The sequence below is a fragment of the Pantoea sp. PNA 03-3 genome (genome assembly GCF_003201175.1).
Classification (GTDB): domain Bacteria; phylum Pseudomonadota; class Gammaproteobacteria; order Enterobacterales; family Enterobacteriaceae; genus Pantoea; species Pantoea stewartii.
In genome coordinates this window covers 208,595-229,530 of record NZ_QICO01000001.1, presented here as the reverse complement: position 1 = coordinate 229,530, position 20,936 = coordinate 208,595, and the positions used below count along the sequence as shown (strand labels likewise).

22 protein-coding genes, 1 pseudogene and 1 other annotated feature are annotated in these 20,936 nt (G+C 52.8%); of the genes and pseudogenes, 16 read left to right on the top strand and 7 right to left on the bottom strand.

All coding sequences use genetic code 11. The annotated features are described in order from the left end of the window. Window positions 1-17: 17 nt before the first annotated feature. The gene (gene sohB / locus C7433_RS01060; RefSeq protein ID WP_006119340.1) at window positions 18-1,064 is read right to left on the bottom strand and encodes a protease SohB; all 1,047 of its coding nucleotides are present in this window, start codon (window positions 1,062-1,064) and stop codon (window positions 18-20) included. A 173-nt stretch (window positions 1,065-1,237) separates the two neighbouring features. Here sohB and C7433_RS01055 point away from each other — a divergent pair, with 173 nt between their 5' ends. The 3 genes from C7433_RS01055 to C7433_RS01045 all read left to right on the top strand — a co-directional run bounded on the left by C7433_RS01055 (window position 1,238) and on the right by C7433_RS01045 (window position 4,367). Next, window positions 1,238-1,999, top strand: coding sequence for a YciK family oxidoreductase (locus C7433_RS01055; RefSeq protein ID WP_006119341.1), 762 nt, complete (start codon window positions 1,238-1,240; stop codon window positions 1,997-1,999). Beyond that, the gene (gene cobO, locus C7433_RS01050; protein WP_039340187.1) at window positions 1,999-2,589 is read left to right on the top strand and encodes a cob(I)yrinic acid a,c-diamide adenosyltransferase; all 591 of its coding nucleotides are present in this window, start codon (window positions 1,999-2,001) and stop codon (window positions 2,587-2,589) included. Before C7433_RS01055 ends, cobO begins: the two co-directional genes overlap by 1 nt. Window positions 2,590-3,053: 464 nt before the next feature. Then, the gene (locus C7433_RS01045) at window positions 3,054-4,367 is read left to right on the top strand and encodes a CitMHS family transporter (RefSeq protein WP_039340186.1); all 1,314 of its coding nucleotides are present in this window, start codon (window positions 3,054-3,056) and stop codon (window positions 4,365-4,367) included. Window positions 4,368-4,455: 88 nt separating this feature from the next. Here C7433_RS01045 and rluB read toward each other — a convergent pair whose 3' ends face one another. Then, on the bottom strand, window positions 4,456-5,340 hold the full coding sequence (gene rluB, locus C7433_RS01040) for a 23S rRNA pseudouridine(2605) synthase RluB (protein ID WP_006119347.1): 885 nt from the start codon (window positions 5,338-5,340) through the stop codon (window positions 4,456-4,458). A gap of 1,078 nt (window positions 5,341-6,418) precedes the next feature. Between rluB and C7433_RS01035 the strand changes: the two genes are divergently transcribed. Continuing rightward, a complete protein-coding gene (locus C7433_RS01035) occupies window positions 6,419-7,060 on the top strand; it encodes a hypothetical protein (RefSeq protein ID WP_006119348.1) in 642 nt (213 codons plus the stop codon). A 5-nt stretch (window positions 7,061-7,065) separates the two neighbouring features. Here the strand turns inward: C7433_RS01035 and C7433_RS01030 are convergent, their stop codons facing one another. After that, window positions 7,066-7,686, bottom strand: coding sequence for an L-threonylcarbamoyladenylate synthase (locus C7433_RS01030; protein WP_039340183.1), 621 nt, complete (start codon window positions 7,684-7,686; stop codon window positions 7,066-7,068). Between the two features lie 12 nt (window positions 7,687-7,698). Further along, window positions 7,699-8,583: a PHP domain-containing protein gene (locus tag C7433_RS01025; RefSeq protein WP_006119350.1), complete on the bottom strand. Its 885-nt coding sequence runs from the start codon at window positions 8,581-8,583 to the stop codon at window positions 7,699-7,701. Window positions 8,584-8,737: 154 nt separating this feature from the next. Next, window positions 8,738-8,840 (top strand) — a sequence feature (Trp leader region). A 23-nt stretch (window positions 8,841-8,863) separates the two neighbouring features. On the opposite strand from C7433_RS01025, the gene C7433_RS01020 reads away from it, so the two are divergent. The 6 genes and pseudogenes from C7433_RS01020 (at window position 8,864) to C7433_RS00990 (ending at window position 15,885) form a co-directional block, all read left to right on the top strand. After that, the gene (locus tag C7433_RS01020; RefSeq protein WP_054633693.1) at window positions 8,864-10,426 is read left to right on the top strand and encodes an anthranilate synthase component 1; all 1,563 of its coding nucleotides are present in this window, start codon (window positions 8,864-8,866) and stop codon (window positions 10,424-10,426) included. Then, a pseudogene (trpD, locus tag C7433_RS23805) lies at window positions 10,426-12,019 on the top strand (bifunctional anthranilate synthase glutamate amidotransferase component TrpG/anthranilate phosphoribosyltransferase TrpD). Before C7433_RS01020 ends, trpD begins: the two are co-directional and overlap by 1 nt. 2 nt (window positions 12,020-12,021) lie before the next feature. Beyond that, window positions 12,022-13,383: a bifunctional indole-3-glycerol-phosphate synthase TrpC/phosphoribosylanthranilate isomerase TrpF gene (gene trpCF / locus C7433_RS01005; RefSeq protein WP_033741841.1), complete on the top strand. Its 1,362-nt coding sequence runs from the start codon at window positions 12,022-12,024 to the stop codon at window positions 13,381-13,383. Window positions 13,384-13,427: 44 nt separating this feature from the next. Further along, window positions 13,428-14,618 carry a tryptophan synthase subunit beta gene (gene trpB / locus C7433_RS01000; protein WP_033741842.1) on the top strand — a complete coding sequence of 397 codons (1,191 nt, stop codon included), beginning with the start codon at window positions 13,428-13,430 and terminating at the stop codon, window positions 14,616-14,618. Further along, window positions 14,618-15,421, top strand: coding sequence for a tryptophan synthase subunit alpha (trpA, locus tag C7433_RS00995; RefSeq protein ID WP_054633692.1), 804 nt, complete (start codon window positions 14,618-14,620; stop codon window positions 15,419-15,421). The genes trpB and trpA overlap by 1 nt, the downstream gene beginning before the upstream one ends. Window positions 15,422-15,570: 149 nt before the next feature. Further along, the gene (locus tag C7433_RS00990) at window positions 15,571-15,885 is read left to right on the top strand and encodes a BON domain-containing protein (protein WP_006119359.1); all 315 of its coding nucleotides are present in this window, start codon (window positions 15,571-15,573) and stop codon (window positions 15,883-15,885) included. 48 nt (window positions 15,886-15,933) lie between these two features. Here the strand turns inward: C7433_RS00990 and ompW are convergent, their stop codons facing one another. Beyond that, the gene (gene ompW / locus C7433_RS00985; protein WP_039342995.1) at window positions 15,934-16,566 is read right to left on the bottom strand and encodes an outer membrane protein OmpW; all 633 of its coding nucleotides are present in this window, start codon (window positions 16,564-16,566) and stop codon (window positions 15,934-15,936) included. A 252-nt stretch (window positions 16,567-16,818) separates the two neighbouring features. Between ompW and C7433_RS00980 the strand changes: the two genes are divergently transcribed. Genes C7433_RS00980 through yciA form a run of 4 tightly spaced genes read left to right on the top strand, consistent with a single transcriptional unit; the run spans window position 16,819 to window position 19,076 of the window. Then, window positions 16,819-17,235, top strand: a complete 417-nt coding sequence (locus tag C7433_RS00980; RefSeq protein WP_033741845.1) for a YkgJ family cysteine cluster protein — start codon at window positions 16,819-16,821, stop codon at window positions 17,233-17,235. Window positions 17,236-17,262: 27 nt separating this feature from the next. Beyond that, complete coding sequence (locus C7433_RS00975) at window positions 17,263-17,997, top strand: YciC family protein (protein ID WP_039342998.1); 735 nt, start codon at window positions 17,263-17,265, stop codon at window positions 17,995-17,997. 56 nt (window positions 17,998-18,053) lie between these two features. After that, window positions 18,054-18,593, top strand: a complete 540-nt coding sequence (locus tag C7433_RS00970) for a septation protein A (protein ID WP_033741849.1) — start codon at window positions 18,054-18,056, stop codon at window positions 18,591-18,593. Between the two features lie 60 nt (window positions 18,594-18,653). After that, the gene (gene yciA / locus C7433_RS00965; RefSeq protein WP_033741850.1) at window positions 18,654-19,076 is read left to right on the top strand and encodes an acyl-CoA thioester hydrolase YciA; all 423 of its coding nucleotides are present in this window, start codon (window positions 18,654-18,656) and stop codon (window positions 19,074-19,076) included. Window positions 19,077-19,179: 103 nt separating this feature from the next. Here the strand turns inward: yciA and tonB are convergent, their stop codons facing one another. After that, window positions 19,180-19,950 carry a TonB system transport protein TonB gene (gene tonB, locus C7433_RS00960; protein WP_110267804.1) on the bottom strand — a complete coding sequence of 257 codons (771 nt, stop codon included), beginning with the start codon at window positions 19,948-19,950 and terminating at the stop codon, window positions 19,180-19,182. A 198-nt stretch (window positions 19,951-20,148) separates the two neighbouring features. Between tonB and C7433_RS00955 the strand changes: the two genes are divergently transcribed. Together C7433_RS00955 and C7433_RS23690 are read left to right on the top strand one after the other, a co-directional pair. Then, complete coding sequence (locus C7433_RS00955) at window positions 20,149-20,445, top strand: YciI family protein (protein WP_006119366.1); 297 nt, start codon at window positions 20,149-20,151, stop codon at window positions 20,443-20,445. A gap of 40 nt (window positions 20,446-20,485) precedes the next feature. Continuing rightward, window positions 20,486-20,659: a hypothetical protein gene (locus C7433_RS23690; RefSeq protein WP_006119367.1), complete on the top strand. Its 174-nt coding sequence runs from the start codon at window positions 20,486-20,488 to the stop codon at window positions 20,657-20,659. A gap of 29 nt (window positions 20,660-20,688) precedes the next feature. Here C7433_RS23690 and C7433_RS23495 read toward each other — a convergent pair whose 3' ends face one another. Next, window positions 20,689-20,862, bottom strand: a complete 174-nt coding sequence (locus C7433_RS23495; protein ID WP_006119368.1) for a YciY family protein — start codon at window positions 20,860-20,862, stop codon at window positions 20,689-20,691. Between the last annotated feature and the right edge of the window lie 74 nt (window positions 20,863-20,936).

Sequence of the window (20,936 nt, the reverse complement as noted above, 5' to 3'; positions counted from 1 at the left end):
TGAGCCGGGTCGATGCATCACAAAAACCGTTTGTCGCTGCGCTGCCACCATTTAAGCATAATGCGCTCAAGCACCTGCCCTGCGCTTTGCGTCAGGCGATCGATTTTTGAACGACGGCGCACATACGTCACGCCCAGTACCGTGAATTTCGCCATATTCGCGATAATGAGATCGTCACTGGTCGAAATGCGATCGATCAGGCCCAGTCCAAGCGCCTGCCGGCCATACCAGTGCTCGCCGGTTGCCACCCGGTCAATGTCGAGGGAAGGACGCATTTCATGAACAAACTGTTTAAACAACAGGTGGGTTTCGTTCAAATCCTGCTGAAACTTTTCACGTCCTTCTTCGGTGTTTTCACCAAACAGCGTCAGCGTACGTTTGTACTGACCCGCCGTGTGTAACTCAACGTCAATGTCATTACGTTTCAACAGACGGTTGAAGTTAGGGATTTGCGCGACAACCCCGATGGAACCGATGACGGCAAAAGGCGCGGCCACGATGGTATTGGCCACACAGGCCATCATATAGCCGCCGCTCGCCGCCACTTTGTCCACGGCCGCTGTCAGGTTCAACCCGGCATCACGCAGGCGCTGCAATTGTGACGCCGCCAGGCCATAACCGTGAACCATGCCGCCCGGGCTTTCCAGACGCAGTAATACCTCATCGCCCGGCTGGGCAACCGCCAGAATGGCTGAAATTTCTTCGCGTAGCGATTTCACTTCACTGGCATCGATGCTGCCATTGAAATTAAGCACGTACAACGTGGGTTTAACGGTGTCGACATTGCCCTGCTTCGCGTCGCGTTTCTCTGCTTTCGCCTTCTGTTTTTCAGCCTTTTTATGGTTTTTTAACCACAGTTTTTGCGCCTGCGGTTTCATTTTCTCAAGCTGCAACGCCTCTTTCATCTTGTTGTAATCGTCATCTAACCGCGTTAATCGCAGTTGTCCGCCCGGGTGACGTTTACGCTGAGCGGCATGCACAACAATCATGACGATGGCAGCAATGGCAACGACCACCGTCACCGCTTTTGCTAAAAACAATCCATAACTCAAAAGAAGATCCATCGTGTCGCCTTATTAAACAGAGGATTACTGACAAACGCCTAGTTTAACGGGTTTATGCTACTGCGTCGCCTGAAATGCCAGCATCTGGCACAGATTGTCCCTATTGCTAATTGCGTCGTGCCCTGAATTAGGGCATAAAGCGAAAAACCCAGACGTTGCGGGAGGTTCCCAACATGCATTATCAACCGAAAGATGATCTACTTGCCCATCGTATTATCCTGGTGACGGGTGCTTCTGACGGCATTGGACGCGAAGCGGCCCTGACCTACGCACGCTTCGGCGCGGAGGTGATTTTACTGGGGCGCAGCGCTGAAAAGCTGCAGCAGACAGAAGCGTTGATAAACCAACTGAACAAGCGCCCTGCCCATTCGGTGGTATTGGATCTTTCAGACGCCACGCCGGCACGCTGTGCGCAGCTAGCGCAGGAACTGGCGCAAACATTCTCCCGTCTGGATGGTGTGTTACATAACGCCAGTATCTTAGGTGAGATTGTTCCGCTGGCCGACCTGGATCCGCAAATCTGGCAACAGGTCATGAAAATTAATGTTGATGCCACGTTTTACCTTACCCAGGCGCTATTGCCGTTGCTGCTCAAATCCGAAAGCGGCTCGCTGGTATTTACGACGTCAAGTGTGGGCCGTACCGGGCGCGCGGGTTGGGGTGCCTACGCGGTATCAAAGTTCGCCACAGAAGGCATGATGCAGGTGCTGGCCGACGAGTATAAAAATCAGGCATTGCGGGTTAACTGTATTAATCCTGGCGGTACGCGTACGAAAATGCGCGCCAGTGCGTTTCCTCAGGAAGACGCCGGTAAACTCAAAACGCCTGCCGATATCATGCCTCTTTACCTCTATTTAATGGGCGATGACAGCCGCCGTAAAACTGGTATGAGCTTCGATGCGCAGCCAGGCAGAAAACCCGGGGCCGCAGAGTAATGACCAGCGATCGTCATCAACAGCGGCAACAGCGTCTGAAAGAACAGGTGGATGCCCGCATTGCTGCCGCTCAGCAAGTCAGAGGCATTTTGATGGTGTTTACCGGAAACGGTAAAGGGAAAACCACCGCTGCGTTTGGCACGGCTCTACGCGCCTGCGGGCATGGCAAACGTGCCGCGGCCATTCAGTTCATTAAGGGAGAATGGCCCAACGGCGAACGCAACCTTCTGGCCCGGCACGGGGTGGAGTTTCAGGTAATGGCCACGGGTTTTACCTGGGAAACGCAAAATCGCCAGACCGACACAGCGGCCTGCCTGGCCGTCTGGGATCATGCCAGACGCATGCTGTCGGATGACACGCTTGATTTAGTGATTCTGGATGAAATCACCTACATGATCAGTATGGATTATCTGCCACTCGACGAGCTGGTAACCGCTCTGCAAGGCCGTCCTGCCCACCAAAGCGTCATCCTTACGGGTCGGGGTTGCCATCGCACCTTACTGGATATGGCTGACACCGTGACGGAAATGCGTCCGGTGAAACATGCCTTTGACGCCGGTATCCAGGCACAGCAGGGAATAGACTGGTAGCCTTTACCGCAGGCTGGCTGCCCTTATGCATCCGGCCTGCTTATCTTACGCTGTGCCCCCTCTGTACTTCCTTTTCCCTGTTTATCGGCCTGCATGCCCGCTTATTGTCATTGCAGCCTGGCACAGCTGGTCCTCAGGGCTTTTCCCGCTTTTATTTTCCATTCATGTTAATTTTGCGAAACGTTTTACGCGCCTTTTCCAGAAACCCTGCCTGAAAACCGGCGTCATCCGCCGCCGCCATGATTGATCTCAATCACATATTTTTACCGTTGAGAGACGTAAAACCGATCGGGATCACTCTTCAATGTTAAATAAATGATAAAAAATATTTAGCTTTAATATCATCCCATTGTGCGTGGTTAATCAAATCAACAGGTTAATCATTACCGTGCTAATCGATTCCATAATTAAATGTTCTTTCTGATAACAATTGAATAACTTTTGCCAATAAGAGGGCTCTTATTTTGCTGACCATACTGGGCTTTACGATGGTGGTTTGTTTCATGTATCTGATCATGACCAAACGCATGTCAGCGCTAATCGCGCTCATTCTTATCCCGACGCTTTTTGCGCTTATCGGCGGGTTTTATCACGGACTTGGGGAAATGATGCTGAACGGGGTCAAAACGCTGGCTCCGACGGGTGTGATGCTGACGTTTTCTATTCTCTATTTCGGCCTGATGATCGATGCCGGACTGTTTGATCCGCTGGTGCGTTTCATCCTGAAAATTGTGCGTGGCGACCCGCTTAAAGTGCTGGTCGGTACCGCTGTATTAACCTTGCTGGTCTCGCTGGATGGCGACAGTTCCACCACCTATATGATTGCCATTGCCGCGTTTCTTCCCCTCTACCGGAAACTGGGCATGAATGTGCTGGCAATGACCTGCCTGGTTAACCTGGCCAGCGGCATCATGAACCTGTCGCCGTGGGGAGGCCCCACAGCCCGCGCGGCGGCCGCGCTGCGCATTGATGCGCTGGATATTTTCATTCCCATGCTACCGGCCATCCTTATCGCCTGTGTTGCTCTTGTCGGTCTGGCCTTCATGTTTGGGCTACAGGAACGTAAACGTCTGGGCGTCATGCGCATTAGCGACGACCATCTGAATAATATCGAACTGGGCCTGGGTGATGCAGACGAATGCGCAGCAAATCGCCGGCCCAAAATGTTCTGGCCAAACTTTATTCTGACCACGGTACTGCTGGTGCTTCTGGTGGTGGGTGCCATGCCCATCCAGATTCTGTTTATGCTGGCTTTTGCAATTGCCGTCATGCTTAATTACCCCTCGCTTGAGGAGCAAAAAGCCCGTATCGGTTCACACGCCAGTAATGTGCTGGCGGTGACTGCCTTGATTTTTGCGGCAGGTATTTTTACCGGCATACTGTCAGGTACCGGCATGGTGGACGCCATGGCGAAAAGTCTGCTGGCCTTTATTCCGCACAGTTTCGGACCTTATCTTGCGCTATTTACCGCCCTGATCAGTCTGCCGTTTACCTTTTTTATGTCCAACGATGCTTTCTACTTTGGCATTCTGCCTGTCATCGCGCAGACGGCCGCCAGCTATGGCATTTCAGCAGAAGAAATTGCCCGAGCCTCCATTGTGGGCCAACCCTTCCATCTGCTGAGTCCACTGGTGCCGTCGGTCTATCTGTTAGTCGGTCTGGCCAAAGTGGATATCGGTGACCATCAACGTTTTGCCATAAAATGGGGGATTTTGATTAGCCTGGTGCTGATGGCGGGCGGCTTAGTAACCGGCGCGTTTCCCCTCTTCCACCGGTAAGATGTCCGGGAGCGTCAGCCAGAAAGTAAAAAGCCGCAACAGACGATGTTGCGGCTTTTTTATAGCCTTATATCAACCCGGCAGGCACTCAGGTTGCGTTGCGTTTGCTACTGGCATTACGACGAGCGGGTCTGCCACTGGCCTGGCTGTGACGTTTCACGGCCCGACGAATCTGATTGGCTTTTGTACGACGGCGATCTTTCTCAACCGCCAGTTTGGTGACGGTTTCGTCATCCATTCCTACCAGATTGCGCAGATAATTGACCGCTGGCAGATCCAGTTCCATCCAGCCACCGCGTGGTACACCTTTTGGCAAGGTGATGTCGCCATAGCGGACACGCATCAAACGGCTGACCTGCACACCCACGGCTTCCCATAAACGGCGAACTTCACGGTTGCGTCCTTCAGTCAGGGTGACGTTGTACCACTGGTTGATGCCTTCTCCACCCGCAAAACGCAATGTTTTGAACGCTGCCGGACCATCTTCCAGTTGCACACCTTTACTGAGCTGACGAATTTTGTCATCGTCAACCTGGCCAAACACACGCACCGCGTATTCACGTTCCACTTCCCGGCTGGGATGCATCAGGCGGTTAGCCAGTTCACCATCCGTTGTAAAAAGCATGAGTCCACAGGTGTTCACGTCAAGGCGGCCAACGGCAATCCAGCGTGAACCGCGCAGGCGCGGCAGACGATCGAAGACCGTAGGCCGCCCTTCAGGATCGCTGCGTGTGCAGAGTTCACCTTCAGGTTTGTAATACGCCAGCACACGGCACACTTCTGTTGCAGATTCAGCAATCGATACCAGATGGCCATCAATACGGATTTTCAGGGCTTTATTGTTTTCGATGCGATCGCCGAGTGTGGCAAGCTTACCGTCAACGCTCACGCGTCCGGCCGCAATCATCGCTTCAATTTCACGACGCGAACCGTGACCGGCACGCGCTAAGACTTTTTGTAACTTCTCGCTCATGGAGCTACCTCATTGTCGCCTTCCCAGGCGTCGGATGGATTAGGTAATTAAACCCTTAAAATCAATAGGTTATATTTTCCTGTTGGCCCCATTATACAGCATGTCTGAGGCATTGTAACCCGTAATGTGCCGCCCGGAAGCGGCGTACGGGGCCTGGCTGCTGACCCGTGCCTTACGACACCTGTCCCGGGCGTGACGATCCCTACGCGCTCACGCCTGGTCCGGTTAAGATCTGGTCGAATTAGATGGCTGCGTTGCGTCCTGGTGATCGCGCGAGAAGATCATTATAAGCACACACGTTTATTTAGGGTAATTAAGTCAAATGACACAATCGTAGCAGGGGAAAATATTATCTGAATGTCACACTTGGTTACTTCATTTTAATTAATGTTACTTATCGCAGCTATTGGCTTTATTTCCGTCTTTACTCCCTCTTATAAATCATCTCCTGCCAAAACCGGTAGCGCATTAATGATTAAGTCTCCAGGTATCTGGCCTGATACTTTTCATTAACGGCTCACACTCAGTCGGCGCGCTAAACAGTTTTATTTTTGTGGCTGTTTACAAAAAATAAAAACAAAACACCGCTACTTAAGTCAAATAAAATCATTGTGGGCCCCGCCAGCCCTCTGTTAGCCCGTCTCGCATCTTCAATGCATCCTGTTTACTCTATTATCAACAGGTTGCGTCGGGAAAAGCTATACAACATAAAAATCACTGTACAATTTTATTCATCAGCCGATAATGAAAGAATAAGAAGGTGGTCATCACCCTGTTTTTTATCATTAAGTCCGCAATGACTTTTTTTTCTACCCTCGTAAAGTTAAAAAAAATTGGACTATTGCAATCTATTGCCGATAACACATTATGCGACCGGACAGTGAGCAGATTTTAATCCGTACGGTGTCAGTTATTTCTGACCCAGGCATTAAATTGCAGCACGCTAAAGGGTTGTTATTAATCTTAATACTGGCGCATCGGGAAACGCTGCGTTAATACGGCTCACGATGAGCTTTAATTTGCATGTCCTTAATCTTCACCAGGGATTTTACTGGCATGCTTAAGCGAAGACACCACCATGAAAAAACGTTTTGTAAGTTCAGCGTTGATTGCGTTGGCGCTGAGCGGTTGTTCCGTGGGCCATACCGAGTACAGCCGAACGGCAATGCAGCACGTGGATATGAGCGTGACAGGCATTCCGACGATTCTGGGTTTAGGCACGCTGGGCACCACTATTCCGTTGACGCCTGAATACAGCCTGACTGCCGCGCATGTGGCAAAATTTGCCGTGCAGCGCGTGAAGTCTTATCACCCTTACTGCGACCTTGCGATTATTTATCACAAGAATCCGCCGGATACGCTGGCTCACTTCCGCAGCACCGATATTGGCGATCACGTAAAGATGTACGGTTACAGCTATATTTCGGCGCTACCTGTTGAATCAAAGGGTGTGAATCTCGCACGCACCGCCATTCGTAACCTCTGGAATAAAAGTCCGTGCATCGCGATGGCTTCCAATGCTGGCGTGGTTCAGGGGATGTCTGGCGGTGGGGTCTTCAATAGTGACGATACCATCGGCGGCGTGATCGTCGGGTATTCCGATTCAATTAAAAATGGCCGTAGCGGGAAAGTGATACTGAAAGATGTGTCACTCTATATCCCTTACGGCCAGTTTAAAAACTGGTTACAGGCGACGATTCCTGACACCCGTAAAACCTGACGGTCTTACATAAAAGGCGTTGTGTCGCCAGCGCCTTCACGGACAATTTCAGGGGCATCACTGGTCAAATCAATCACGGTGGTAGGCTGCTGTCCCAGCGTGCCGCCGTCAATGATTAAGTCCACCAGCTTACCAATACTGTGCTGAATGTCTTCCGGATCAGATTCAGTGAAATCATTGCCTGGCAGAATCAAGGATGTCGACATCATCGGTTCATTAAGCGCTTCCAGTAAAGCCAGGGCCACTGGATTCGACGGGACACGTAAACCAATGGTTTTACGTTTCTCGTTCATCAGACGGCGCGGGACTTCTTTCGTCGCCTTCAGAATAAACGTGTAATTGCCCGGCGTGTTATTTTTAATCAGGCGGAACGCGCTGTTGCCCACCTGCGAATACACCGACAACTCAGACAAATCGCGGCACATCAGTGTGAAATTATGATGGCCATCCAGTTGCCGTATACGGCAAATGCGCTCCATCGCGCCTTTTTCTTCCAGACGACATCCCAGGGCATAGCCTGAATCGGTCGGATAAACAATCACGCCACCTTTGTTCAGGTACTCCACAGCCTGGTTAATCAGACGCGGTTGCGGATTATCCGGATGAATATGAAACAGTTGACTCATAAAAACCTCTTGTCACCTTTCCGTGCATTCAGCAGCCGGAGCCAGTGCGGGAAAGCGTTCCCAGACGGGTTCTACGGCTGCGGGTAACCACAGTTTGCGGCCTAACTCAATCCACGGGCAGGGTTGATGAAAATCAGAACCTTGCGATGCGGCCAGATCGTTATCCCGGGCGTACCCGGCTAACGTGGTACGCTCATCGGGTGCCTGCTGACATTGTGCCACCTCGATAGCATCACCCCCCGCAGCGCGAAAATACGCGATCAGGCGTTTCAGCCATTTTGCCGACAATCCGTAGCGTCCCGGATGAGCCAGCACCGCACAGCCACCAGAATGGTGAATGGCATCAATGGCTTGATTAATTGTACACCATTGCGGCGGCACGTAGCCGGTTTTGCCTCTGGCCAGATAATTTTTGAATACCTGCGCCATAGTGCTCGCTTTGCCAACCTCAACCAGATAGCGGGCAAAATGTCCCCGCGTGATCATTCCCCCTTCGGCTAAACGCAGGGCGCCCGCCAGTGCATCGGGAATCTGGGCTTTTTCAAGCCGCTCAGCAATGCGTTGGGCGCGTTCCAGTCGCGTCGTATACTGACCAGCGAGGAACTGCGTCATGACGGGATGATGAATATCGATATTTAATCCAACAATATGGATCTCATGATTTTCCCACAGCGTGGAAATCTCGACGCCGGCTATGACATTGACTGGCAACGAAGCACGTAATGCGGCCTGCTGTGCCTCGGCGACGCCCGCCACGGTATCGTGATCGGTAATGGCCAGCACACCTACGCGCATTTCAACCGCACGCTCGACCAGCGCCTGCGGGGATAGCAATCCATCGGAAGCCCGTGTATGACTATGTAGATCGTAAAGCGGAAAACGGGCGATATCGCTCAAAACAACTCCTGCTGGCGATGGAACAGGTCAGCATGATAACGATTTTATGGGTCACTGAAAAAGTGTATTGACATTTTTGTCACGAACCAGTTAACTAGTACACAAGTTCACCGCAGACGGGTATGTGTTTATGAAAATGGTTATTACGCTTTTCACTGGTTGGTGGCGCAATGTTTCCCGGTCGGGCGGCGTTGTCGTGCACACTTAGCGTAAACCTGTGCAGATACCTGAGCCCGCCAACAAGCGGGCTTTTTTTTGGACGACATTCAGAGAAATCATCATGCTCAATGCAAAACCTACAGTGAAGTTAATTACCGGTAACGCCCCTTATCGGGAAGATCCCGCCGCGGTTTTTCATCAGTTATGCGGCGCACGCCCGTCAACGCTGCTGCTTGAATCTGCGGATATCGACAGCAAGGAAAATTTAAAAAGTCTGATGATCATCGACAGTGCCCTGCGTATCAGCGCGCTGGGTAACTGCGTCACTGTGCAGGCCCTGTCTGATAATGGTCGGGCGCTGCTGCCGCTGCTGGACGAGGCGCTTCCCGCCGAAATCAAAAATGAATCGCGCCCTGATGGCCGGGTGTTAACATTTACGACGACCCACGATCAGCAAGATGAAGACTCTCGCTTACGCGCCCTGTCGGTGTTTGATGCCCTGCGTGTGATTCCGCAGTTAGTGAACTCGCCCGCCGATGAGCGCGAAGCCGTGTTCGTTGGCGGCCTGTTTGCCTATGATCTGGTCGCGGGTTTTGAGGACCTGCCGACGCTCAGCAGTGAGCAGCGCTGCCCTGACTACTGTTTCTATCTGGCGGAAACCCTGCTGGTGCTCGATCACCAGGCACACAGTGCCCGCCTGCAGGCCAGCCTGTTTTGTCCGTCCACCCATGAATTCCAGCGTCTGCAAAGCCGTATTGAACAGTTACACGGACAAATGCTGCAACCTGCACCTGCGTTGCCCGTCAAGCCGGTCGAAACGATGACGCTGACCACCAGCCAGAGCGATGAGGAATACTGTAATGTGGTGAGGAAGATGCAGGATGCTATTCGTATTGGTGAGATCTTCCAGGTCGTGCCATCACGTCGCTTCTCACTGCCCTGCCCGTCGCCGCTGGCCGCTTACGATACGTTAAAACGCAGTAATCCCAGCCCGTATATGTTCTTTATGCAGGATCAGGATTTTTCGCTCTTTGGCGCCTCGCCGGAAAGCTCGCTCAAGTACGACGCCGCCTCACGACAGATCGAAATTTACCCGATTGCCGGAACGCGTCCACGCGGTCGACATGCGGATGGCTCGCTGGACCGCGATCTGGACAGCCGTATCGAACTTGAAATGCGCACCGATCATAAAGAGCTGGCCGAGCACCTGATGCTGGTCGATCTCGCACGCAATGACCTGGCGCGCATTTGTCGTCCCGGAAGCCGCTACGTTGCGGATCTGACCAAGGTTGATCGTTATTCCTTTGTTATGCACCTGGTCTCCCGCGTGGTGGGGACATTGCGTGAAGATCTGGATGTGCTACATGCCTACCGCGCCTGCATGAATATGGGCACGCTGAGCGGCGCGCCTAAAGTTCGCGCCATGCAACTGATCGCTGAAGCCGAAGGCACCCGACGCGGTATTTACGGCGGCGCTGTCGGCTATTTCACCGCCAACGGTGATTTGGATACCTGTATTGTCATCCGCTCAGCCTACGTGGAAGACGGCGTGGCCACTGTACAGGCCGGCGCGGGCGTGGTGCTCGACTCTAACCCACAGGCCGAGGCCGATGAAAGCCGCAATAAAGCCCGCGCGGTGCTGCGCGCTATCGCCACTGCTCATCACTGCAAGGAGATCTTCTGATGGCTGACATCCTGCTGCTGGATAACATCGACTCATTTACCTACAACCTTGTCGATCAACTGCGCACCTTTGGGCACAACGTGGTGATTTACCGCAACAACGTACCGGCCGCTTTGCTGACTGAACGTTTGCAGAGCATGGACAATCCTGTCCTGATGCTGTCACCCGGCCCTGGCGCGCCGAAAGACGCGGGCTGTATGCCCGAACTGCTGCGTGCGCTACGCGGAAAGTTACCGATTATCGGGATCTGCCTGGGCCATCAGGCGATTGTGGAAGCGTATGGCGGCCATGTCGGTCAGGCCGGTGAAATTTTGCATGGCAAAGCGTCATCCATTAACCATGACGGCGAGGCGATGTTTGCCGGACTGAGTAATCCTCTTCCCGTTGCCCGTTACCACTCACTGGTGGGCAGCAATACACCAGACGAATTAACGGTCAATGCCAGCTACAACGGCATGGTGATGGCCGTCCGTCATGAACACGATCGGGTTTGCGGATTCCAGTTCCATCCTGAATCCATTTTAACCACTCAGGGCGCACGTCTGCTTGAACAGACACTTGCCTGGGCGCTGGCGAAGTAACAGGGAGAACGCAATGCAACCGATTCTGGAAAAACTTTACCAGTCGCATAGTCTGACGCAGGCAGAAAGCCACCAGCTGTTCAGCGCCATTATTACCGGCCAGCTTGAACCTACCCAACTGGCGGCGGCGTTGGTTGCGATGAAAGTCCGGGGCGAGAATCCGGAGGAAATCGCCGGGGCAGCCTGTGCCTTACTTGAAGATGCCAAACCGTTTCCGCGTCCGGATTATGCGTTCGCCGATATTGTGGGCACCGGCGGGGATGGCAGTAACAGCATTAATATTTCAACCGCCAGTGCCTTTGTCGCCGCTACCTGTGGTCTGAAGGTGGCAAAACATGGCAATCGCAGCGTATCCAGCAAATCGGGGTCATCCGACCTGCTGGCCGCTTTCGGGATTAACCTGGATATGCCCGCTGAGCTGGCGCGGCGCGCACTGGACGATCTGAATGTCTGCTTCCTGTTCGCACCGCAGTACCACACGGGCTTTCGCCATGCTATGCCGGTGCGTCAGCAGTTGAAGACCCGCACGTTGTTTAACGTTCTGGGGCCACTGATCAACCCTGCGCGCCCACCGTTAGCCGTTATTGGCGTGTACAGCCCTGAGCTGGTCTTGCCGATTGCTAAGACGCTGAAAGTATTAGGCTACCAGCGTGCAGCCGTGGTACATGGCGGCGGCATGGATGAGGTTGCCCTGCACGATGTGACACAGGTGGCCGAGCTGCGCGAAGGGGAAATCACCCGCTATCAGTTAAGTCCGGAGGATTTTGGTTTCGGATTTCATCCTAAAGACGCGCTGGCAGGCGGCACGCCCGAAGAAAACCGTGACATTCTGACACGTTTACTCCAGGGTAATGGCGAGCAGGCCCATGAGGAGGCGGTTGCCATGAATGTGGCCATGCTCCTGAAAGTGTTTGGTAATGAAGATCTCCGTGAAAATGCACAGCGTGCGCTTAACGCCATCCGTAGCGGTCAGGCTTATGAGCGCGTGGTGGCTCTGGCATCAAGAGGATAATCATGCAGGGTACAGTGTTAGATAAAATCGTGAAAGACAAAGCCGTCTGGGTTGAAGCGCGTAAGCAGCAGCAACCGCTGGAGAGCTTCCAGCCGCGCATTGTTCCTTCCAGCCGTAGTTTTTATGACGCACTGCAGGGCACCCGCACTGCCTTTATTCTGGAATGCAAAAAGGCTTCGCCTTCAAAAGGGCTGATCCGCGATGATTTCGATCCCGAAATGATCGCCGGGGTGTATCGCCATTATGCTTCTGCCGTTTCGGTATTAACCGACGAAAAATATTTCCAGGGCGACTTTGCCTTTTTGCCCGTCGTCAGTGCTGCGATTACGCAGCCGGTGCTGTGTAAAGACTTTATCATCGACCCTTATCAAATTTATCTGGCGCGTTTTTATCAGGCTGACGCCATCCTGCTGATGCTGTCGGTCGTGGATGATGAGCAGTATCGTCAGCTTTCCGCCATCGCACACAGCCTGCAGATGGGCGTTTTGACTGAAGTCAGCAATGAGCAGGAGCTGGAACGCGCTATTGCGCTGGAAGCCAAAGTGGTCGGCATTAATAACCGCGACCTGCGCGATCTGTCGATTGATCTCAACCGGACGCGTCAGCTTGCGCCGCGCCTGGGGCAAGGTGTGACCGTTATCAGCGAATCGGGCATCAACAATTACCGCGATGTGCGTGAACTGAGTCATTTTGCAAATGGCTTCCTGATTGGTTCGGCATTGATGGAAGAAGAGGATCTTCATGCTGCGGTGCGACGTGTCACCCTGGGCAGCAACAAGGTATGCGGACTGACGCGCCCTGAAGATGCCTGCGCGGCCTGTGATGCCGGCGCTATTTACGGCGGAATTATTTTTGCCGAGGGCTCGCCGCGTCAGGTGGATACCGAGAAAGCACGTGCCGTGATAGCCGGTGCCCCGCTTAACTATGTCGGTGTGTTCCGCAATGCGGCAATAAGTGACATTGTCACTAAAGTGGAATCATTGCAGCTGTCTGCTGTGCAGTTGCATGGCGATGAAGACCACGCTTATGTGGCTGCGCTTTATCAGGCACTGCCTGAACAGGTACAAATCTGGAAAGCGCTCAGCATCAGCGACGCGTTGCCAGAACGTAACTGGCCGCATATTGACCGTTACGTTTTCGATAATGGTCAGGGCGGTTCGGGCCAGACCTTTGACTGGTCGCTGCTACACGGGCAGGACCTGAAGAATGTTCTGCTGGCCGGTGGGCTGAGCGCGGATAACTGTGTGGAAGCCGCACAGTTGGGTTGTGCAGGACTCGATTTTAATTCCGGTGTAGAAAGCGCGCCAGGCATCAAAGATGCCAGCAAAATTGCGGCGGTGTTCCGAACGCTTCGCGCCTACTGACTGGACTGGCCCGCCTGAAGGCGGGCACACAAAAGGATAGATCCATGACTTTACTTAATCCCTATTTCGGCGAGTTTGGCGGCATGTACGTGCCACAAATTCTGATGCCTGCGCTGAAGCAGCTTGAAGAAGCCTTTGTCAGCGCCCAAAAAGACCCTGAGTTTCAGGCTGAATTTACCGACCTGTTGAAAAACTATGCCGGCCGCCCGACAGCCTTAACCCTGTGCGGTAACCTGACCAAAGGCACTCAAACCCGCCTTTACCTGAAACGTGAAGATCTGCTGCACGGCGGCGCGCACAAAACGAACCAGGTACTGGGACAGGCGTTGCTGGCTAAACGGATGGGCAAAAACGAGATTATTGCGGAAACCGGAGCCGGTCAGCATGGTGTGGCTTCTGCCCTGGCCTGTGCGCTGCTGGGCATGAAATGCCGCATCTACATGGGCGCCAAGGATGTTGAGCGTCAGTCACCTAACGTCTTTCGTATGCGCCTGATGGGTGCCGAAGTGATTCCGGTTCACAGCGGTTCCGCCACCCTGAAAGATGCCTGTAACGAGGCGCTGCGTGACTGGTCGGGCAGCTATGAAACTGCCCACTATATGCTGGGCACCGCGGCCGGCCCGCACCCCTTCCCGACCATCGTGCGTGAGTTCCAGCGCATGATCGGTGAAGAGACGAAAAAACAGATTCTGGAAAAAGAAGGACGTCTGCCCGACGCCGTCATCGCCTGCGTCGGCGGCGGCTCCAATGCGATTGGCATGTTTGCCGATTTCATCGAGGAAGAGAGCGTCAAACTGATTGGCGTTGAGCCAGCGGGCCACGGTATCGAAACCGGTGAGCACGGCGCACCGCTGAAACACGGCCGGGTCGGCATCTACTTCGGGATGAAAGCCCCGATGATGCAGACCAGCGAAGGGCAAATCGAAGAGTCCTACTCGATTTCTGCCGGCCTCGATTTCCCGTCAGTCGGCCCTCAGCACGCCCATCTGAACAGCATCGGCCGCGCGGACTATGTTTCCGTCACCGACAATGAAGCGCTGGCAGCCTTTAAAACGCTGTGTCGTGCGGAAGGCATTATCCCTGCGCTTGAATCCGCCCATGCGCTGGCCCATGCGTTAAAAATGGCGAAGGCGGAGCCGGAGAAAGAGCAGCTGATTGTGGTGAACCTTTCTGGTCGGGGTGATAAAGATATCTTCACCGTTCACGATATTCTGACTGCGCAGGGAGAAATTTGATGGAACGTTATGATCGACTGTTTACGCGTCTGGCGGCGAAGAAAGAAGGTGTGTTTGTCCCTTACATAACGCTGGGTGATCCTTCTCCTGAGCTATCGCTACGTATTATTGATGCCCTTGTTGAAGGTGGCGCCGATGCACTTGAACTCGGTATCCCCTTCTCGGACCCTCTTGCTGACGGACCGACAATTCAGGGAGCGGGCCTTCGTGCTTTTGCCGCTGGCACCACCACTACACAATGCTTTGAGATAATTGCGAGCGTTCGCCAAAAATATCCTGACCTGCCGATTGGCTTGCTGATGTATGCAAATCTGGTCTTTAATAATGGTATCGACGCATTTTATCAACGCTGTGAACAAGCGGGCGTTGACTCTGTATTAATTGGCGATGTCCCTGTGGAAGAGTCTGCTCCCTTTCGACAGGCTGCTATGCGTCATAATATTGCTCCTATTTTCTTCTGTCCGCCAAATGCAGACGATGAACTTCTGAGACAAATTTCTTCACATGGTCGTGGATATATCTACGTGCTTTCACGTGCTGGCATCACCGGTGCTGAAAATCGTGCTAATCTGCCTTTGAAGCATTTGATCGATAAAATGCGTGAGTACCATGCACCGCCTTCTCTCCAGGGCTTTGGTATATCCGAGCCCTCTCAGGTAAAAGAAGTCATTGATGCCGGCGTGGCGGGGGCTATTTCTGGTTCTGCCGTGGTAAAAATTATTGAGAAAAATTTAGCGCAGCCCGAAGTGATGCTGACTGAATTAAAAGAATTTGTCTCCCGCATGAAAGCCGCCACCCGCTAACAGCCTTCACCTTATGCCTTACCGCCCGGTAAGGCATGATTTCGCTGTTTTTTTTCGCTGTCCGTTTGCCCATTTCGGATTTTCTGCACCACAATTAACAGGCGCCGTTATGGTAACGACGTATCCTATTTGTGACAGGGAGAGAAGCAATGAAATGGTTTAAAGTGCTGGCAAGTGCCATGGTCGCGGCTGTTGTTGCATTAACACTCAGCGCCTGTGCGCCAACGCCAACGAAAGAAGGCACCGGCGGTTACATTGATGACACCGTGATTACCACCAAAGTGAAAGCCGAATTGTTAAAAGATGAGTCGCTGAAATCAACCGAAATCAACGTTGAAACCTTTAAAGGTAAAGTGCAGCTCAGCGGCTTTGTCAGCTCACCACAAATGGCTAACCGTGCCGTTCAGGTGACCCGAAGCGTTGCTGGGGTAAGATCCGTCGTAAATAACATGCAAATTAAATAACGCCGTTTTAAACCCAAAAGGGCCACGCATTGCGTGGCCCTTTTTTCTTCAGAAGCGATAACCTGCGCCAAAGAAGAATACCCAGGGGTCAACACGCATATGAATATTTTGCTGCTGATCGCCCGATTTAAATTTCACGTTCGTATCAATATCCATGTACCACAATGATGCATTCAGCAGCCAGTCACGGTTAATCTGATAATCCAGCCCTACCTGACCGGCAATGCCCCACGAGTCTTTCACACTGAGATCACTTAATCCCGCATCACGACCGGTCTGATTAAACGTTGCATCGTAAAACGTCGTGTAGTTAATGCCGACGCCGACGTAGGGTCGCGCTTTGCTTTGGCTGTCAAAGAAGTAGTACTGTGCCATCAGCGTTGGCGGCAATTGCCGGACCGTCGCCAGCGTGCCCGTTGGGCCAAGGCCAACTTTATGGCGGAACGGTGTGGCGGCCAGTAGCTCGACGCCAATATTGTCTGTCGCCATATAGGTAAACGTTAAGCCCAGTTGGGTATCATTACTGGCACTGAATCCACCCATACCCAGTACGTTATCCGAGCCTTCGTTAGGTCGAACGGTGGCGCTACCTGCGCGAATAAAAAAATCACCTGCCTGGTGGGCCAGTGCCAGTTGAGGTAACGCAAGCGCCAGCAGCATGGCGCATTTAGCCAGTTTCATAGTCACTCCTGTGAGAAAGTAAGATGCCTGCACTGAATCATTTTTTTGTGCGCACAGGTTTAGCGCGATTTTTTTATAAATGCATCTAAATCAAGACGGAAAAATGATTTAAAAAACAATGGATTGACTCAGATCAATTTTATGCCCGTATCCCGGACACAAATAGTGCTTGCCGAAAAAATGGAGCGGCATTACTTTGCTCATCTCCCCCTGTGATTTTGGTTCGATGCCTTAGAGGTGGCGGGCGATCAAATGAGTGAAACTACAAACCCCTGTATTAGCTGTGGTGCCTGTTGTGCCCACTTCCGCGTCTCATTTTACTGGGCTGAAGCCGACGATGCGGGCGGCCCCGTTCCCACAGAATTAACGGAACCTTTAAGTCTGATGATGCGAAATATGCGTGGGACGAACGATCGTTCGCCGCGCTGTATTGCGCTTGAAGGGGAAATCGGCCACTGCGTGTCGTGCAGTATTTATGAGAACCGCCCCTCGCCCTGCCGGGAGTTTGCTATGTCCGGCGAAAACGGGATTGGGAATGAAGGCTGCGATCGGGCCCGGGCACGCTATGGCCTTCCCGCACTGTTTCACCCATCTTTACCTGTTATGACAGAAAGTTATCCGGTTGCGGGTGCCAGCGAGCCGCCAGAACATGTACAATCGACGGGTTAATTAACCCGGTTCTTTCAAGGAGTGTACATGTCTATCACGGCAAGCTCGTTATACCGTGACACAGGAAATTTTTTTCGTCATCAACTGATTACCCTGGTGCTGATGTCACTGTTGACCGCGTTTGTCACAGTGATGCTTTTACATGCGTTCACACCGGGTGACGATCAAATGGCGATCCTGCAGCAAGGCGATATCAGCAGTGCCTCGCTGTTTGAAATGGTGCAGAGCATGTCGCCCGAACAGCAGCAGGTTCTGCTGCGTGCGTCTGCTGCGGGTACTTTTGCAGGCCTTGTCGGCAATACACTGCTGTTGGGCGGTATGCTGTGCCTGATTCCGCTGGTATCGTCTGGCCAGCGCGTGAGCGCGCTGCGTGCCATTGGTACATCCGCGCCTTTATTACCGAAACTGCTGCTGCTGACCTTTTTGATCACCCTGGTCGCCCAACTGGGTTTTATGGTTCTGGTGGTGCCTGGCGTGCTGCTTACCATCGTGCTCTCGTTGTCGCCAATCATTCTGGCAAATGAAAAACTGGGCGTTATCGCCGCCATGCGCGCCAGCATGCGCATGGCCTGGAAAAACGTCAGACTGATTGCGCCAGCCATTATTCTGTGGCTGCTGGCAAAACTGGCAGTGATGTTTTTCTTTACCTCGTTAGTGGTGCTGCCGATGAACGTGTCGACGGTGATTTTCACCGCTATCGGGAATCTGATTTCAACCCTGTTAGTAATTTACCTGTACCGGCTTTATATGCTGTTACGTTGATTGTCCGTGCGCCTTCGGGCGCACTGGCCGGGAATACCGCCTTAACTGGAATGACTATGAAGCAGTTACTCGACTTTCTTCCCCTTGTGGTTTTCTTTATTTTTTATAAGTTGTACGACATCTTCATCGCCTCAGGAGCCCTGGTTGTCGCGACCGGTCTGGCGCTGGTGGCAAGCTGGGTGCTCTATCGCAAGCTTGAAAAAATGACCATTTTTACGTTTGTGCTGGTGGCGGTGTTTGGCACGCTCACCCTGGTTTTCCATAATGATGAATTTATTAAATGGAAAGTCACGGTGATCTACAGCCTGTTTGCGCTGGCGTTACTGTTCAGCCAGTGGTTTATGAAACAGCCGTTAATTCAGACCATGTTGGGAAAAGAGCTGGAGTTACCCAACACCGTATGGCGCAATCTGAATATTGCCTGGGCCCTCTTCTTTTTATTGTGTGGTCTGGCGAATATCTATGTGGCATTTTGGTTACCTCAGTCAGTCTGGGTTAACTTTAAAGTGTTTGGGCTGACCGGCCTGACGCTACTCTTTACCTTACTGAGTGGGCTCTATATCTGGCGTAAAATGCCGCAACAACAGCAAAAATAAACCTGCTGCCCGTCTGTGCGGGCAGACTTTCTTTCATTCATTACATAAGAAAACAACGCAATGGACGAAAAACATAAATTGCCCCAGGGCGAAATGGTCATGCGGACGCTCGCGATGCCTGCGGATACTAACGCAAACGGCGACATCTTCGGTGGCTGGTTAATGTCGCAAATGGATATGGGCGGTGCCATTCTGGCAAAAGAAATCGCCGAGGGCCGTGTCGTCACCGTCAGAGTGGATGGCATGACCTTTTTAAAACCCGTCGCGGTCGGCGATGTTGTCAGTTGCTACGCACAGTGCATTCGCACGGGCAACAGCTCAATGACGATCAATGTGCAGGTATGGATTAAGAAAGTGTCGTCTGAGCCTATTGGTCAGACCTATTGCGCAACCGAAGCGGTCTTTATTTATGTTGCGGTGGACAATGAAGGCCATCCCCGTCAGCTGCCTGCGGGACGGGATAATCAGTCAGCCCCTGCCTGAGTGCGGTTCAGCCTGACATCGCAGACAGGCTGAATCTGAACCGGACCCGGGCGGGTCCGGGCCCGCTTAGCCGACTTCACGTTGCTGAAAAGCCTCACAAGCCTTATTCAAGGCTGGCCCCGCCGTTAATTTTAAACACAATATTCATCGTCAGACCGGTACCGGGCTTACCGCTTTGATAGCGCCACGAACGCATGGCCTGTTTGACGCTGCGCTCAAACATGTTGCGCGGTTCCGCAGACAGAATATCAATGTTGTCGACCCGTCCGTCACTGTCCACATCAAATTTCACTCTGACACGGCCTTCTACTCGCAGGGCCGCCGCGCGTGGCGGATAGGCTGGCTTGCTGATATTCAGCGCTTTTGGGCCGGTTGAGGCCGTCTGCGCAGGTGTTGCTGACGGTGTCGCTTTCAGCGCTGTCGCAGGCTTAGTCTGTGTTGCAGGCGCATCCTGCTTAAAGGGGTTGGCCTGGGGCTTCGCTTCCTCACGCGGTTTTACTTCGCGTTTTGGCTGTGTATGTTTGGGCTGGTGCCGCGGTCTGGGTTTTGGCTCAGGTTTGGGTTCCGGTTTAGGAATCGGCACTGGCTCAGCTTTAGGCGGTTCCGGGGCAGGTTTCGGCTCGGCCACAGACTCGGGGGCTGGCTGGGGTTCCGGTTCCGGTTCCGGTTGCGGTGTCGGTTGTGTGATTGCGGGTTCAGGCTGAACCTCGGGCGCGACCATTGTCACACTGATTGGCTGGGATGCTTTGGGCAGTTCTCGGGTTTGATGAAAAGACGCATAGAGAATACCGGCAATGACTGCACCATGGAGCACAACGGACAACATCATGGCGACAGGCGTGCGTTTCGGTAAAGGCATAGTCAGCGTGGTCATAACAATCGCAGTAATCAAATGAAGCCCTGATTTTAAATGCAAATAGCAATCAGTTTCAATAATCACCTTAGTGCCGGGCGAAAAAAGCCCCTTTAGCCTAATATGCTCAGCACGTTATTGACGCAAGGTTTCGTTTGCACTCTACTTAACTATCCCTTACCGTGTTGCAAAATTTATAGAGTCAATGGGAGCGCCCTAGTGCTTTACGTCATTTATGCTGAAGATAACGCCGATTCTCTGGAAAAACGCAACGCGGTGCGCCCCGCTCACCTTGCGCGTCTGAAGCTGCTGCATGAAGAAGGCCGTTTGATCGTTGCAGGCCCCATGCCTGCGGTTGACAGTAACGATCCTGGCGTAGCCGGTTTCACCGGCTCCACGGTGATTGCAGAGTTCCCGTCACTGGAAACGGCCCAGGCCTGGGCAGCGGACGATCCCTATATTGCGGCGGGTGTTTACAAACACGTCAGCGTCAAGCCGTTTAAGCGGGTTTTCTGAGCCCGCCGACAACACTGACGCTTCTACAGAGATAGTCTGAATGCATGCCATTATCATGGCCCTGCTGCTGGTCATCACCCTGCTTGTGGGTGGCGCGTTGTATCTGTGGCGAAAGCACGGCTGGCGAAACAAAAAGCACTTGATCGTCATGCTGATTGTACTGGCGGCAGCCGTCCAGTTGGTTAACGTCAACTTATTGATGACCGGACAGTAATTTAACAGCCGCTTCGCGCGGCTGCGTCATCAGAGATTTTGTGTGATAAACAGAATGGAACGACGTTGCTGTTGCGCCAGTTGATGGCGAATCCCGTGGATGCGTTTATAGCGGCGTGACTGCCCTTCCAGCCAGCGCGAACGTCGACGCTGCACCTGACGCAACATTCTCCAGCGGGCCACTTCGTTTCTGCTTCGTCTCATAACTTCCTCTCTGACATCTGACTCACGCGCACGCATTATAGAGATCTCTGCGCTAATGCCAAATCGGATCTCGC

Coding starts and splice junctions, on each gene's coding strand:
- sohB (WP_006119340.1), bottom strand. CDS start 1,064: ATGGATCTTCTTTTGAGTTATGGATTGTTTTTAGCAAAAGCGGTGACG.
- C7433_RS01055 (WP_006119341.1), top strand. CDS start 1,238: ATGCATTATCAACCGAAAGATGATCTACTTGCCCATCGTATTATCCTG.
- cobO (WP_039340187.1), top strand. CDS start 1,999: ATGACCAGCGATCGTCATCAACAGCGGCAACAGCGTCTGAAAGAACAG.
- rluB (WP_006119347.1), bottom strand. CDS start 5,340: ATGAGCGAGAAGTTACAAAAAGTCTTAGCGCGTGCCGGTCACGGTTCG.
- C7433_RS01035 (WP_006119348.1), top strand. CDS start 6,419: ATGAAAAAACGTTTTGTAAGTTCAGCGTTGATTGCGTTGGCGCTGAGC.
- C7433_RS01030 (WP_039340183.1), bottom strand. CDS start 7,686: ATGAGTCAACTGTTTCATATTCATCCGGATAATCCGCAACCGCGTCTG.
- C7433_RS01020 (WP_054633693.1), top strand. CDS start 8,864: ATGCTCAATGCAAAACCTACAGTGAAGTTAATTACCGGTAACGCCCCT.
- trpCF (WP_033741841.1), top strand. CDS start 12,022: ATGCAGGGTACAGTGTTAGATAAAATCGTGAAAGACAAAGCCGTCTGG.
- trpB (WP_033741842.1), top strand. CDS start 13,428: ATGACTTTACTTAATCCCTATTTCGGCGAGTTTGGCGGCATGTACGTG.
- trpA (WP_054633692.1), top strand. CDS start 14,618: ATGGAACGTTATGATCGACTGTTTACGCGTCTGGCGGCGAAGAAAGAA.
- C7433_RS00990 (WP_006119359.1), top strand. CDS start 15,571: ATGAAATGGTTTAAAGTGCTGGCAAGTGCCATGGTCGCGGCTGTTGTT.
- ompW (WP_039342995.1), bottom strand. CDS start 16,566: ATGAAACTGGCTAAATGCGCCATGCTGCTGGCGCTTGCGTTACCTCAA.
- C7433_RS00980 (WP_033741845.1), top strand. CDS start 16,819: ATGAGTGAAACTACAAACCCCTGTATTAGCTGTGGTGCCTGTTGTGCC.
- C7433_RS00975 (WP_039342998.1), top strand. CDS start 17,263: ATGTCTATCACGGCAAGCTCGTTATACCGTGACACAGGAAATTTTTTT.
- C7433_RS00970 (WP_033741849.1), top strand. CDS start 18,054: ATGAAGCAGTTACTCGACTTTCTTCCCCTTGTGGTTTTCTTTATTTTT.
- yciA (WP_033741850.1), top strand. CDS start 18,654: ATGGACGAAAAACATAAATTGCCCCAGGGCGAAATGGTCATGCGGACG.
- tonB (WP_110267804.1), bottom strand. CDS start 19,950: ATGACCACGCTGACTATGCCTTTACCGAAACGCACGCCTGTCGCCATG.
- C7433_RS23690 (WP_006119367.1), top strand. CDS start 20,486: ATGCATGCCATTATCATGGCCCTGCTGCTGGTCATCACCCTGCTTGTG.
- C7433_RS23495 (WP_006119368.1), bottom strand. CDS start 20,862: ATGAGACGAAGCAGAAACGAAGTGGCCCGCTGGAGAATGTTGCGTCAG.